Source organism: Microcoleus sp. AT8-A3 (genome assembly GCF_036705675.1).
GTDB lineage: Bacteria > Cyanobacteriota > Cyanobacteriia > Cyanobacteriales > Microcoleaceae > Microcoleus.
In genome coordinates this window covers 8,819-23,546 of record NZ_JAUBVD010000022.1, presented here as the reverse complement: position 1 = coordinate 23,546, position 14,728 = coordinate 8,819, and the positions used below count along the sequence as shown (strand labels likewise).

Here is a 14,728-nt window from a genome sequence, read left to right as displayed (position 1 = left end):
GGTAACATCGGGTATGTAAATTTTCCCTACCACACAATCTCAGAAACCGGGTTTTTTCCTATATTTTTCCTACTCAACCCAAATGATTCGCAGAAACCCGGTTTCTCCCTACCACTCATTTACTTAGGATCGCGAATTAAAGAACTTACAATTTTAATTGTTATTGTGGGATGGGCGTCCCGCCCGTCCAAAAAAGACGGGCGGGACGCCCATCCCACAAACTTGTGGAAGTTATTTAATTCTCATTCCTTAACTTCAACCATCCCAAAAACTTCCCCTACAACCAACCGAGTTCCGTTGGCAAAATCCACTCCCGACTGCACCTTTTTCCCCGCTAACTGCACCTCCCGCAACAATAATAAACCATCACCGGTTTGGACGATCGCCCCCAAGCCCTTCACAACCTTCACAACTTCCCCATTTGCGCCCGACAACTGGGCTAAAACAGGCCATTCGCGTTCCAAAACTCTCAAATCTGCTGGCATTTGCAGCCAATATTCCGGCCCGACGGGCACAGTAGCTATCACCTTCAGAGAATTGCCGCGAAAAGTCGTCGTGCAATCCGGGAAAAAGCCCCTAACTTGATTGTGAAGGGCGATCGCACTTTTCGACCAATCCAGCACATAATCGGCACTCTTAATCATCGGCGCATAAGTCGCCTCAGCATCATCTTGAACAACAGCTTCAATTTTGTCGTCCCTCAATTTCACCAACGTTTCTATCAACAAATCCGCCCCAACTTCCGCCAACCTATCCGCCAAAGAATCAGCATTATCCAACAGCGAAATCCCAGCAAAAGCCTTCAACAGCATCGCCCCAGTATCCATCCCAGCATCCATCAGCATAGTAGTAATTCCTGTTGTCTTTTCCCCGTCAAAAAGACAGCGCTGAATCGGCGCCGCACCGCGATACTTCGGCAAAATTGAACCGTGAACATTAACGCAAGCCAAATTAGGAATATCGAGTATTTCTTGAGAAAGAATCTGGCCGTAAGCTACCACCACAAACACATCCGCCTGCGCTTCTCGCAATTTGGCAATGGTTTCAGCATCTTTCTTGATTCGTTGCGGCTGCAAAACCGGGAGACTGTGATTTAAAGCCACATCTTTTACAGGTGAAGGCATCAATTGATTGCCTCTTCCCCGGCGTTTGTCCGGCTGAGTCACTACACCCACAACCTCAAATTCTGGGTGGCTTAGCAAACTGGATAAAGTAGGGACAGCAAAGTCGGGAGTGCCAAAAAAAACAATTTTCATAGATTCTTCGTTATTAGTAAGTAGTCCTCAGTCATTACTCATTAGTCGTCAATTAGGTAATGGCAAAAAACCATAGTATATTATACAGACTATTCAGCGCGTAGCAGCTATGATACAAGCGAGTTTATGAGTATTTTCACTCACCGGACTCGTGTAATATTTATCGATCGGCTAAAACAATAATAGTTTGCTTCTAGATTATACACTTCTATAATTGTTCCGAGTTGTGCGATCGGCAAAAAAAATCTCGATTGATACTCAGGTGCAGCCCAACTCGATCGCTCAAAACCAATGAGTTTTATATACGCAACAACATTTGCATCTATGCTTCCCAAGTTAACTAGAACTGTTTTAGTAAAAATTTTCATATAATCTACATTTTTTACTGCTAATTTCAATTTTAGCATATCTACTAGAACAGGAAAATAATTGTCGAATTTTCTGCTAAAACTCAGCCGCAGCTTATTTGCCTACACCGCCGAACAAGAAAACTTTATTCACGCCGTCACTAATCCCCAAGCTTTTAATTCTGCTATTTTGTGGCTGCAACCACAACCAACATAAAACCCATTTAATCTCGAAATTCCAGTTTCTTGGCAACCCCAATTTGTAGATAGACTAGCCTTAGAATACCAGCCGGGAAAACATTCCTTACATCAAGCAGAACATTACTACTGTCTCGACTTTTTCTCAATCTTCGCCGCCTCTATCTTATTAACAATACCGCAGCCAATCAAAGTAATATTAGATATGTGCGCCGCCCCCGGAGGAAAAAGTATATTTGCCTGGAAAACATTAAACCCAGAATTGCTGTTGTGCAACGAAGCCATAGGCAAACGCATGGGAATGTCGATCTCTAATTTAAGACGCTGCCAAATTCAACCATCAGCCGCCGCCAACGTCGATTCAAAAATACTTGCCGAAAAAATACCACAAACGGCTAATTTAGTAATAGTAGATGCTCCTTGTATTGGTAAATCACTCTTAGCAAAAAGAGACAAGCACCCGGCTGCTTTCATACAGCACTTTCCAGGTAAGTGAAGTACAGAGAAACCGGGTTTCTTGAATAAAACCGGTTTCTGGCGAGAAATCCAGAAGAAACCCGGTTTCTGGGGTGTACTTTATAAACCTGGAATCCGCTGTAATGTCACCATCAACAGCAATGCCAATCGCCAAAAAATAATTTTAGCCAATTCTGCTAAAATTGTAGAGCCCCAAAGTTATCTTGCATACATGAGCTGCACTTATTCAACTGCATAAAATGAACAAGTCAGCGAAGGGCAGTTAAGCAAATTCCCCGAATTGGGGCCAGTCACTGTTCCTCATTTAGAAAAATATCGATCGCACCTGACAGAAATTCCTTGCTATCGGATGTGGCCGCAAGATAGACTAGGAGCAGGAGCTTTCACTGTTTTGTTTCAAAACACCTCCGATGGAGAGAGAAATCAGCTACCAGCAGATTTTCGAGATTTAGCTCGTTTTACCAACCTCTAACTATCCGCGTTCATCGGCGGTTAAAAAAATCTTCTTCCCTGAATCCAACTAACAAATGATTTTATCCCAATTATCCAAAGCAATTAAAAAGCCACTCAAACTAGCGCTCGGCATTTTACTTACCTTAAATCTGCTAATATTAAGCGGCTGTCAAAACCGCACAACCCCCGCATCGAAAAACGGCGAACCGATCGAACTCACACTGTGGCACGGCATCAATCCCCCCCCCAATCGCGACGTATTTCAAGCCCTCACAGACAAATTCAACAAAACACATCCCAACATCCAGATCAAACCAATTTACATCGGTCAGCCCGACCAACAACTGCCAAAAATTCTAACAGCAATAGTTGGAAATGCACCGCCGGATTTGCTGTGGAATAGTCCTACAAGTGCCGGAAAACTAGCAGAACTAAACGCAATTGTGCCGTTAGAAAACTGGATCGACAAATCGCCCCGGAAAGCCGAAATCTACCCGGCACTCTTCGAGTCAATGGAACTCGGCGGACACATTTGGTCAGTTCCCCTAGGCACAAACAACGTCGCCATATTTTACCGTCCCAGCTTATTTGCAGCAGCAGGAATCAAAAAAGTGCCCCAGAATTGGGCGCAATTAAAGCAAACAGCCCGATCGCTCACGCGAGACACCAACGGAGACGGCCGCACAGACCAACACGGCATAGTGCTCCCCCTAGGCAAAGGAGAATGGACAGTATTTACCTGGCTGCCATTCATGTTCAGTGCAGGGGGCGAACTCAAAGGCGAAATACCTCAAAATCCTGTACCCCAAATAGATAATCCCGGTTCTCACGCCGCCTTAGAATTGTGGAGCGACTTGTTAAAAGAAGGTTCAGCAATATTGTCAGCACCCGAACGCGGTTACGAACTCGACAATTTCATCGCCGGGAAAGTCGCCATGCAAATCACCGGGCCGTGGACGCTAGCACAGTTGCAGCAAAGCGCGATCGACTACGGAGCAATGCCTTTACCCATCCTCAAACGCCCCGCAGCCGTCGTAGGGGGTGAAAACCTATTTTTAATGAAAACCTCGCCAGAACGAGAGCGAGCAGCCCTAGTATTCTTAGAATACGTTATAGGTGAAGAATTCCAAACAGCATGGGCATTGGGAACAGGTTATTTACCCATTAACTTAAAATCGAGACAGAGCCAAGCTTATCAAAGCTTTGTGGAAAAAAACCCTGTTTTGCAAGTATTTTTAGAACAAATGAACTCAGCTAGAGCGCGACCCATTATATCAGGTTACTCCCGCCTATCAGAAAACCTCGGTCGCGCCATAGAGGCAACCCTTCTCGGCCGCAACCCCCAAGACGCCCTTAAAGAATCTCAAGAGCGTTTGACACTAACCTTAGATATTGCAACAGCCAAAGAGAAATAGACAAAATTTTTTTTTTTGCTGTAATATATCCGCTTTCACTGTATCCAAGCGCAAGACTTGAAGCCTTGATTGATTGGTTAAAAATCTAGTGAAAATAACTACCGCCTGCTGTTCTAATCAGAAACCGTGTTTATTGACCCAAACATACCTAAAAGCAGAGATTTTACGTCTCTGTTATTGGTATTTTAGGTATTTTAGGTATTATCGATCGGGGTGCAAGATGTTAGGGTGCATTGAGTTACGATCGCCCGACACAAAAAGACACCCGCTGTCGCTCGGTAATAAATTTTTAACAAAAACCAAAATTTACAAACCAATTGCTTAGCCATTAGAGATATATTTACAAAAAAGCGATACTCCCGAAATTCATGGGCAGATTTGATCGAACAAAAAAACCGCTCCCTCAACGGCACCACAAAAAGTTAGCTCAAAAGCTTCTCCCAGTACCTACCACCCATGACCTACCATCACCTAATAGAAACATTTTCTCTACCCTGTGCCTGTCCCGTGCCACATACTGAGACCCCAACAACCGTCCACCTTTTCCCCAAACGACCATGCAGACAAAGTTCCTTAACGCAATCAAAGGACATTCCTGGCGGTACTTCCTCGCAGTAGGCGCGATCGCCCTGGTCTACTATTGGGCGTCGCAATTCGCCATTTCCACCCTCACCCTCAGTTCAGAAATTTACCCGATGTGGCCAGCAGCAGGAATTGCCCAAGTCGCCCTGCTGCTGTTTGGGCGGCAACTGTGGCCGGGAATCGCGATCGGAGGCTTCCTGTTCAGCATGAGCGTACCGTCGGCCAACATCGCCACGGCATTGATATCGGCAGGCGCCAGAAGCCTGCAAGCGTGGACGGGAACTTATCTACTCCAAGGCCTTAACTTTAGCGCCGGGCTCGATCGGCTCAAAGACGTTTTAGGAATAGTCGGACTAGCAGCCTTGGGATCTACCCTGATCAGCTCCACCATCGGCAGCATCCTCGTATGCCTGAGTGGTATATCTAGCTGGAGCGATTTTGGCACGATTTGGGGGACTTGGTGGGTCGGAGACGCCATGGGAATTGTGCTCGTCGCCCCGCTGCTACTGACGTGGCAACAATTGCCCAAAGTCCCCACCCATCGCAAACAGATAGCTGAACGAGCGATTTGGCTGCTGCTGCTACTAGCAGTCGGCTGGCTCGTCTTTTGCTCCCGCACCCGCGCCGCCTACGCCCGCTATCCCCTCGAATACCTACCATTTCCCCTAGTAGTTTGGGCTGCCTTTCGATTCGGTCAGCGCTACACCGCCCTCTCCAACTTCATCCTCTGCGGCTTCGCCATCTGGGGTATCGCCCGAGGCAGCGGCCCCTTCCTCAAACACGCCAGCAGTATCCCCCAAGCACTGTTATCCCTGCAAGCCTTCATCGCCGTCATCGCCGTCACCGGCTTAGTCTTAGCTGCCACCGTCGCCGAACGCCACCAAGCAGAAGTCTCCCTGCGCGCCAGCGAAGCCAGCCTCGCTAACGCCCAACGCATCGCCCAGCTAGGCAACTGGGACTTAGACCGCAACGCCCAGCAATTGCGATGGTCAGAGGAAATTTACCGCATCCTGGGACAGGAACCCGGAACTTTTGAACCCAGCCTGGAAGCCTTCTTGGAATACGTGCACCCGGAAGACAGAGAATTAGTCAGAACCTCGATCGAAGCCGCTTTATTTCAGCAACAGCCTTACAGCATCGACTACAGGCTCATACTTCCCGACGGTAGCAACCGCACCGTCTACGAACAAGCCGCCGTCACCTCCCTCTACATCACCAGCACCGTCCAAGACATCACAGACAGAAAGCAAGCCGAAGCCGCCCTGCGTTCTTCAGAAGAAAGATTTTCCAAAGCCTTTCACGCCTCCCCAGTCGGGATCAGCATCTGCACCCTCACAGACGGATGCTTCCTCGATGCCAACGAAAGCTTTTTGCGCTCATTAGGCTGGCTGCGGCACGAATTTCTCGGCCGCACTCCCAGCGACTTAGGAATATTTGTCAATTCAGAAGACGGGGGGCGGCTCGCCCAGATTTTGCAATCACAAAATTCGATCAGCAACCAAGAAATCAAAATTCGCACCAAAGCCGGCGAAGTGCGCGACTGGCTGCTGTCAGTGGAACTCATCCACCTCGGCAGCACTCAGTGCGTTTTAATCATGACCACCGACATCACCGAACGCTTGCGTTCCGAAGAATTCCGCCGCGCCGCATTAGCCGCCGAAGCTGCAAATAGATCCAAAAGCATTTTTCTCGCCAACATGAGTCACGAACTCAGAACCCCCCTCAACGCCATCATCGGCTACAGCGAGATCCTGCAAGAAGACGCCCGAGACCTAGGTGCCGAAGAGTTCATCGACGACCTCCAGAGAATTAACACGGCCGGCCAGCACCTACTCGCGCTGATTAAAGATATTCTCGACTTGACCAAAATTGAAGCAGGTCGCATCGACTTCGACCTCGAAACCTTCACCATTTCAACTCTGGTTGAGGAAGTAGTTGCCACGATCGCGCCGATGGCAGACAAAAATAGCAATATTGTAGAAATACAATGCCCCGATGATATTGGCTCAATGCAGACCGACTTGACTAAACTCCGGCAGTCTCTGCTCAACATCCTCAGCAATGCCGCGAAATTTACTTGCTCCGGCGCGATTACCTTTGCCGTTACCCGATCCGTCGAACCCCCTGCCGACTCTGCAAAGAAAGGCAAAACACTTGGAGCGTATAGAGGAGGTGGCCAAAATGAAAATAGCTTGTCTCTATTATCTTCCGCTCAAGATTGGATCATTTTTACGGTCAAAGATACCGGCATTGGCATGAGTCCCGAACAGTTAGCCAGAATCTTTGAGCCTTTCACCCAAGCAGATTCCTCAACTACTAAAAAGTACGGCGGCACTGGTTTGGGGCTGACGATTACTAAGAAATTCTGCGAAATGATGGGCGGAGACATTACCGCATTCAGCGAGGTGGACAAAGGTTCTACCTTTACTATTCGGCTGCCAGCTATTTTCACCGAACTTTCCATCTCAACCGAAAAGTCTGACAAATAATAATTTATTGACATTTCTTTTCGAGCGTTGTCGGTTTTATTAGCCTCCGCAATTTGCTGATTATTTCGCTATCACGTATCAAAAAATTCCACATATAGCCAAATCAATAAAGCCATTAGGATATAAATATAATTAGCGCAGTTTGAAAGATTTTGGAGAGCAGAGATGATCCCTCGGCTTCTCAAGAAAACCTGTGATAGACTTCGATCGCGTAGTTTTCCCCTAACCGTATACCTACGTATATATACTATTAATTAAAAAGATATACTGTAGAAAGTTGCCTACAAAGTGCCAGAAAATATGCACCCCCACCTCCAGCGCCAACTCGAACAGCTCGGTTTAGTCGGCGAGTCTCCTCCTCCCACTGCTGAGCAGTGGCAGCTTTTATTAGAGCAGGTAAGTTGTAGCTATGACGGAGTTCAGAATCAGCAAGAACTTCAGCAGCAGGATTGCTTGAACAACGAGACAGTGGCGTTAAAGGATTTAACAGACTCCCCCCAGTCCCCTCAAGACTCTCCAACAGCTTCAGAATTCGATCGACTGCGGGCGAGTGTCAACAGTTGGGGAGCGGGATTGTGTATCCTTGACGCAAAGGGCTGTGTAATCTCGGTGAATCCAGAGGCAGAACGCTTGCTGGGATGGCGAGAGTCGGAACTTGCAGGCGTTTCCCTGCTAGAGCGCATCGGAAAGCAAAACAAAGGCAACAAATCCCAAGTTTTGACGGCTCCGAAACAGTCGGCAAGCAAGAGTGAAGATAGGCCGATCGCACCTACACTAGATTTACAACAGGCGATCGCTTCGGGTCAACCTTGCAACAATTGGGACGACGAGTTTTTGTGTCGCGACGGCAAGATTTTACCAGTTTCCTATTTTTTCCATCCCGCCGTTGAGGGCAGCGAAATATCAGTCTTGGTGTTTTTTGACATTTTTGACATTAGAGAACACAAGCAATCGCTCTCGATACTGCAAGCAGTTCTAAAATCTACAGATGCAGGAATTTTGGCGGTTGACAGAAACGGCAATATATGTAATTATAATCAGAATTTTCTAGAGATGTGGGGTTTGTCCGCCAGCCAAGGAAAGTTGAGCCGATCGACCTTCGGCACAGTCAAAAACACGATCGAAACAGGATTACCCAACGCCCGGGAACAATTACAAGACCCGCAAATATTTCTCGAAAACGCGATTAAAGTGTCGGCAGATTCAGATACTCAAATCAGCGAATTATTAGAATTTAAAGACGGAAAAATTTTTGAATTAAATTCGTTGCCATCAAAAGTCGGATCGAAAACAGTCGGTAGAGTCTGGATCTTTCGAGACGTTACCGAACTCAAAAAAGAAGAACAATCTTTGCAGTATCGAAGAGAATTCGCTCAATTGATTGCCCGTTTGTCAACCCATTTCATCAGCCAGCCCTTATCAGAAATAGACAAAGGCATCGATCAAACCCTAGAAGCGATCGCCACCTTGAGCGGGTTTGACCGCAGTTACATCTACCTGTTATCATTCGACAAAACCCGCGCCGACAAAACCTACGAGTGGTGCGGCGAAAGCATTCCGGCAGTCAAAAACAGCACCGACAAACCAATAGACATCGCACAAATCCCTTGGATTGCAGAAAAGCTCGATCGCGCCGAATGCCTCTATATTCCAGAAATTGGCGAAATCCCGCCCTCAGCAATCGCCGAAATTGCCTATTTTATCGGTAAAAATCCAGCCCAATTCCAGACAGACTCCCCATCCCAAACAGTCAATGAAACAGCAACCGCCTCAATACCTGCAATGGGCGCTTCCATCAATAAATTAGAATCACAAAAACACCTAAAAAATATCCAATCGCTGATAATTATTCCCCTAATTAGTTGTAGTAAAAACCTAGTAGGATTTCTCGGATTCGAGGGCTTAAAGCAAACAGCAGGTCGAGGAACCGAAATATCCACAATATCCACACAGCTAAAAATGGTAGGAGAAATGCTCGCCAATGCCCTAGAGCGCAAGCGAGCAGAAGCAGCCTTGAGACAATCCGAAACAAAATACCGCAGCATCTTTGAAAACGCAGTCGAAGGCATATTCCAGACAACGCCTTCCGGGTACTACCTCAGCGGCAATAGCGCACTAGCTCGAATTTACGGCTACGAATCCAGTACCCAAATGCTTGCCGAACTCACCGATATCAACCATCAATTTTACGTGAACCCCAATCGGCGCGCCGAGTTTATGGCCCAATTGGGCGCGCGCGGCCAAGTGTCAAAATTTGAATCCCAAATATACCGCCGAGACGGTAGCACAATCTGGATTTCCGAAAACGCGCGCAGCATCTGCGACGAAAACGGCAGGGTTTTGTACTACGAAGGCACAGTCCAAGACATCACCGATCGCAAACAGGCAGAATCCGCCATGCAGTTGGCCCTAGAAGCAGCAGAATCAGCCAACCGGGCAAAAAGCACATTTCTCGCCAACATGAGCCACGAACTTCGCACACCCCTCAACGCCATCATCGGCTACAGCGAAATGCTTAAAGAAGAAGCCGAAGAATTGGGCAGTTGCGAATCCGTCCCCGACCTCGAAAAAATCTGCAGCGCCGGCAAACACCTGCTGTCCCTGATTGACGACATCCTAGATATTTCTAAAATTGAAGCAGGCCGAATGGATCTTTACTTAGAAACCTTCGACATTCATACCTTAATTGAAAGTGCTGTGGCTACTGCCAGACCACTGGTCGAGAAAAATGGTAATACCCTAGAAGTGTACTGTCCAGACAACCTCGACACCATGCACGCGGACATGACCAAAGTGCGGCAAGTGCTGCTTAACTTGCTCAGCAACGCTGCTAAGTTCACACAAAACGGGAGAATTGCGATCGGAGTGGAAAGAATTAAAAATGAACAATTAAAAATGAAAAATCAAGAGGAATCTTCCCAAATTTTAATTTCCAACTCCGAATTTTTAAGTTTCCGCGTCGCCGACACCGGCATCGGCATGACAAAAGAGCAATTGCAGCGAGTTTTCCAACCTTTCACCCAAGCTGATGCCTCGACTACTCGCAAGTACGGCGGCACCGGTTTGGGACTAGCAATCAGCCAGCGCTTCTGTCAAATGATGGGCGGCAGCATAGAAGTCAGCAGCACCTTGGGCTCCGGCACCACTTTCACCGTGCTCTTGCCCAAAGCCATCAAACATCCGGAAATCCCCAACAAAGTTCACGACAGCACAAACCCTCCCGACGCCCCCGCTATCGGCACGGTGCTGGTAGTTGACGACGACCCGATCTCGCGGGATTTAATCCAGCGCGCCCTCAGTCGCCAAGGACTGCACGTAGAAGTCGCCGGCGGCGGCGAGCAAGCTCTCCGGCTGGCTAAGCAACTACGGCCAGACGCCATTACCCTGGATGTGATTATGCCCGGAATGGACGGCTGGGCGGTACTCTCAGCGCTGAAGGCAGATCCTGACCTTGCCGAAATTCCCGTAATCCTGCTATCCTTTGTGGGCAACAAAAGCCTCGGCTTTGCATTGGGTGCCTCGGACTACCTCACCAAACCAGTGGACGGCAAACGGCTGGCTGCCTTGTTGAACAAGTACCGACGCGACCAAGACGGCGTTGCAAGTAACAATTTGACCTGTCAGATTCTAATTGTGGAAGACGACGTTGCCACGCGCGAAATACTGCGATGCGTACTAGAAACACAAGGCTGGGCAGTAACGGAAGCTGATAGCGGACGCGCTGCTCTCGATCGGCTAAAAGTTGCTCGCCCGCACCTGATATTACTGGATTTGATGTTGCCAGAAATGGATGGTTTTGAGTTGATCGGGGAAATTCGTAAATCCCATTCGGGAGATCCTATACCGATTGTTGTGATCACGGGGAAAAATTTGACACCGACCGAAAGCCAGCAGCTAAACGGCTACGTCGAGCGGGTGCTACAAAAGGGAGTCTACAGTTGCGATACTTTGTTGCGCGATGTTCGCTCTATAGTCAATGACAGGTTCGATCGCAGGTACGACTCGAAAGGCAAGGAGAACACCAATGGCTAAAATCCTGTTGGTCGAAGATAACGAAATGAACAGGGATATGCTTTCCAGGCGTCTGGCCCGCAAGGGACACGAGGTCTTTATTGCTGTTGACGGTGCTGAGGGGGTGTCGATGGCGCTCGCGAAAGTACCAGATTTGATTCTGATGGATATGAGTCTGCCGGTTCTAGACGGGTGGCAAGCAACGCAGCAAATTAAGGCGGCTCCTGAAACTAGCAGGATTCCGGTGATTGCGCTGACGGCTCACGCAATGGCGGGCGATCGTGAAAAGTGTCTTGCTGCAGGCTGCAATGACTATGACACTAAACCGGTCGAGTTTCCCCGACTTTTGGGTAAAATTGAAACTCTTCTCAAAGAGGCCCTGACATGAAAGGTGACGAGGGCAGCGTGCTGGTTGTTGACGACAATGAGGTAAACCGCGATTTGCTGGCCCGCCGACTTCAGCGTCAAGGCCATGTGGTGACTGTTGCTGAAGATGGTCTCCAAGCTCTGGAAATGTTGCGAAACCATCCTTTTGATTTGGTTCTCCTAGACATTATGATGCCGCAAATGAACGGCTATCAGGTGCTCGAAAGTCTGAAGGCGGACGAAAAGTTGCGCTACATCCCGGTGATTATGATTTCGGCGGTGGACGATATCGACAGTATCGTTCGGTGTATAGAGTTGGGGGCGGAGGATTATCTTTCTAAACCGTTCAATCCGGTATTGCTCAAGGCTCGGATTAGCGCTTGTCTGGAAAAGAAGCGACTGCGGGATAAGGAACAGGCGTATTTACATGAGTTGGCCCAGGAAAAGGAAAAGTCCGAGCGTTTGCTGTTAAATATTTTACCGAGGGCGATCGCACAGCGCCTGAAACACGGGGAAATTACGATCGCAGACAGTTTCGCTGAGGTGACAGTGATGTTTGCCGATTTGGTCGGTTTTACTAAGCTTTCGGCTCATTTATCGCCGGCCCAATTGGTGGAGTTGCTCAACGAAATTTTTTCGGCTTTTGACGAGTTGGCCGAGCGCTACGGACTTGAGAAAATTAAGACGATCGGCGATGCTTATATGGTGGTTGGCGGTTTGCCGACGCCCAGCGACGACCACGCCGAGTCGATCGCGGAAATGGCCCTGGAAATTCAAGCAGCAATGACTAAGATCCGTACCAAGGGAGGTCAGCCGCTCAGCATCCGCATCGGCATCCACACAGGCCCCGTGGAAGCTGGGGTAATCGGTACTAAAAAATTTACTTACGATTTGTGGGGAGATACGGTAAATACAGCTTCCCGGATGGAATCTCAAGGCGTCCCCGGCAGCATTCAGGTGACAGTTGCTACCTACGAACGCCTGCGGGGTAAGTACGTTTTTGAGGAGCGCGGCGTGATTCCAGTGAAGGGGAAAGGCGATATGATGACTTATCTGCTTGTGGCCCGAAACGCTTAATTAATCATTGGGCATTGGGCATCGGGTATCGGTAACTAATATCAACAGTCAACAGTCAACAGTCAACAGTCAACAAATCATCAAATGAACGTAAATTCTAACCTTTTAATGTACGCCCAATGGGCGGGAATTCTGACAGGAGCTTTAGCTATTCTAACAGTTATAGCATTTATCTTCAAATGGGGTTTTCGCTTCCGATTGGTGGGAGTGACCAGCTTTATGGGAGTAATTGCTGCGAGTATATTTGGTCTGGGTTTGGGACTGTTTTCCCGTACAGAAATTCCGGGTGCGGTGCGCTATTCTTTAGTTTACGATACTGGCGGCGCTCAAACAGTAGTTACTGTGCCACCTACGATCACGGAATCTGAATTAGAAGCAACGATGCGGCAAGCGGCTGCGGACTTGTACTCTCCAGGGCGCTCTGGGCGTGGCAGAGACTACATGACAATCCGGGTTCGTACAGTGGTACATCCTGAACCTGGGCTGTCGCAGCCGCTGTTTTTGGGCGAGGTGAGACGATCGCTCGCGACTCGTTATGATGACAAAATGGCGATCGAAATCTTCCCGGAAAAAGTTGCTATTCTGAAAAAGTATCAAGCTTAAAAATAGGGTGCGGCAGCATTCTTAGGACTTACGCATGGGAGAGCAGAAACCGGGTTTTTTACAAAAATACTTCGTTGTAACGCGCAGATTCGGTAAAAAACCCGGTTTCTTTAGTCGTAGTGCGTAAGTGATGAAAAAATAATTTGGAATCGCTACTACACAAACAAAGTCCGCGCAACCCGAGACTAAGAAACTAATCGTTTCCAAGCAAAGCCTGGTAACGCAGAACCGGAGGATATGGCTGCAACTTTAGGGATTATTTAAACAATGATTGCAACCACCAAACAAAAATTAAAATTTAACGAATTTATTGCTATTTGCCCGGAAGATGGTATTTATGAATTGGTGAACGGAGAGATTGTCAAAATGGCAACTACCAGAAATCCCGATGACGTGGCTGAATTTACAGACAGACAGTTTTATCGAGAGTGCGATCGCCTGAAACTCAACTATGTAGTCAAGCGAGGTATCACTATTAAAACTACCACAAAAGAAGGTATAGAACAAGGACGAGTTCCTGATGTCAGCGTAGTCGATCGCACTTTGTGGCGCGATGAACGCAAATCCTATACCGCACTCGAATCGCCGATTCAGTTAGCAGTGGAGGTAGTATCAACTAATTGGGAAGACGATTATGTTGACAAGCTAGATGAATATGAACGCTTGGGGATTGCTGAATACTGGATTATTGATTATTTAGCAATTGGCAAAAGAGAGTATTTGGGAAACCCGAAAAATCCGACGGCATTTGTTTTTTCGCTAGATGCTGAAGGCAAATATCACCGCACTCAGTTTATAGAGAATGAACAAATTGTTTCGCCCACTTTTCCAGAATTAGTGCTGACGGCGGCTCAGGTATTATTAGCCTAGTGGTAGGGTGTGTCGCCATGAAAAATTATTAACTAAATTTCGACAATCTTATAGCGACGCACCTGATAAAATAGTGATTTTAAGGTGCGTCATGGCCGAAATTTTTAACCAATTACTCAAGGATTTATCCCTGATGCACCCTAGGGTTATACTTGAAAAAATAAGAGTTTGATGAAGAGGAATAAATGATGAATATAGAAAACAAACAAACTTTAAATTTCCCAAAAAAACAGGAATTGGTGATGATTCAAATTTTGATTAATCTAGAGGGACAAACGCCAGAACAAAAAGCCGAATTGTTTTTTTTACAAGGTGTATTGTATGAATCTGCTCAAGAATATACAGAGGCGATAGCCTCCTACGACAAAGCCTTAGAAATCAAACCAGATTATCACGAATCATGGAACAATCGGGGCAATGCACTGGTTAATTTAGGCAGATTGTCAGAAGCGATAGCCGACTACGACAAAGCCTTAGAAATCAAACCAAATTATCACGAATCCTGGCACAATCGGGGCAATGCACTGGTTAATTTAGGCAGATTGTCAGAAGCGATAGCCGACTACGACAAAGCCTTAGAAATC

The 14,728-nt window shown here is 47.4% G+C and carries 13 protein-coding genes; 11 read left to right on the top strand and 2 right to left on the bottom strand.

The features are described from left to right. Positions 1 to 242: 242 nt before the first annotated feature. Positions 243 to 1,256, bottom strand: a complete 1,014-nt coding sequence (fmt, locus tag QUB51_RS15000) for a methionyl-tRNA formyltransferase (RefSeq protein ID WP_333208314.1) — start codon at positions 1,254 to 1,256, stop codon at positions 243 to 245. A gap of 140 nt (positions 1,257 to 1,396) precedes the next feature. Next, complete coding sequence (locus QUB51_RS14995) at positions 1,397 to 1,624, bottom strand: hypothetical protein (RefSeq protein WP_333208315.1); 228 nt, start codon at positions 1,622 to 1,624, stop codon at positions 1,397 to 1,399. Positions 1,625 to 1,685: 61 nt separating this feature from the next. On the opposite strand from QUB51_RS14995, the gene QUB51_RS14990 reads away from it, so the two are divergent. The 11 genes from QUB51_RS14990 to QUB51_RS14940 all read left to right on the top strand — a co-directional run. Beyond that, on the top strand, positions 1,686 to 1,820 hold the full coding sequence (locus QUB51_RS14990; protein ID WP_333053224.1) for a hypothetical protein: 135 nt from the start codon (positions 1,686 to 1,688) through the stop codon (positions 1,818 to 1,820). Between the two features lie 18 nt (positions 1,821 to 1,838). Then, complete coding sequence (locus QUB51_RS14985; protein ID WP_333303904.1) at positions 1,839 to 2,297, top strand: hypothetical protein; 459 nt, start codon at positions 1,839 to 1,841, stop codon at positions 2,295 to 2,297. A gap of 261 nt (positions 2,298 to 2,558) precedes the next feature. Then, on the top strand, positions 2,559 to 2,750 hold the full coding sequence (locus tag QUB51_RS14980; RefSeq protein WP_333053225.1) for a hypothetical protein: 192 nt from the start codon (positions 2,559 to 2,561) through the stop codon (positions 2,748 to 2,750). Between the two features lie 55 nt (positions 2,751 to 2,805). Continuing rightward, positions 2,806 to 4,146 (top strand): ABC transporter substrate-binding protein, encoded by a 1,341-nt coding sequence (locus QUB51_RS14975; protein WP_333232186.1) that lies wholly within the window; start codon positions 2,806 to 2,808, stop codon positions 4,144 to 4,146. Between the two features lie 557 nt (positions 4,147 to 4,703). Further along, entirely contained in the window at positions 4,704 to 7,217 is a 2,514-nt protein-coding gene (locus QUB51_RS14970) for an MASE1 domain-containing protein (RefSeq protein ID WP_333053228.1), read from the top strand. A 300-nt stretch (positions 7,218 to 7,517) separates the two neighbouring features. Continuing rightward, positions 7,518 to 11,249, top strand: coding sequence for a response regulator (locus QUB51_RS14965; protein WP_333262276.1), 3,732 nt, complete (start codon positions 7,518 to 7,520; stop codon positions 11,247 to 11,249). Further along, the gene (locus tag QUB51_RS14960; protein WP_015177895.1) at positions 11,242 to 11,616 is read left to right on the top strand and encodes a response regulator; all 375 of its coding nucleotides are present in this window, start codon (positions 11,242 to 11,244) and stop codon (positions 11,614 to 11,616) included. Before QUB51_RS14965 ends, QUB51_RS14960 begins: the two co-directional genes overlap by 8 nt. Beyond that, positions 11,613 to 12,671 carry an adenylate/guanylate cyclase domain-containing protein gene (locus QUB51_RS14955; protein ID WP_333262279.1) on the top strand — a complete coding sequence of 353 codons (1,059 nt, stop codon included), beginning with the start codon at positions 11,613 to 11,615 and terminating at the stop codon, positions 12,669 to 12,671. Before QUB51_RS14960 ends, QUB51_RS14955 begins: the two co-directional genes overlap by 4 nt. An 84-nt stretch (positions 12,672 to 12,755) precedes the next feature. Beyond that, complete coding sequence (locus QUB51_RS14950) at positions 12,756 to 13,274, top strand: Ycf51 family protein (protein WP_333232194.1); 519 nt, start codon at positions 12,756 to 12,758, stop codon at positions 13,272 to 13,274. A 267-nt stretch (positions 13,275 to 13,541) separates the two neighbouring features. Further along, positions 13,542 to 14,144, top strand: coding sequence for a Uma2 family endonuclease (locus QUB51_RS14945; RefSeq protein WP_333232196.1), 603 nt, complete (start codon positions 13,542 to 13,544; stop codon positions 14,142 to 14,144). 185 nt (positions 14,145 to 14,329) lie between these two features. After that, positions 14,330 to 14,728 (top strand): tetratricopeptide repeat protein (locus tag QUB51_RS14940; RefSeq protein WP_333298364.1); only part of this gene is annotated, 399 nt, incomplete at its 3' end.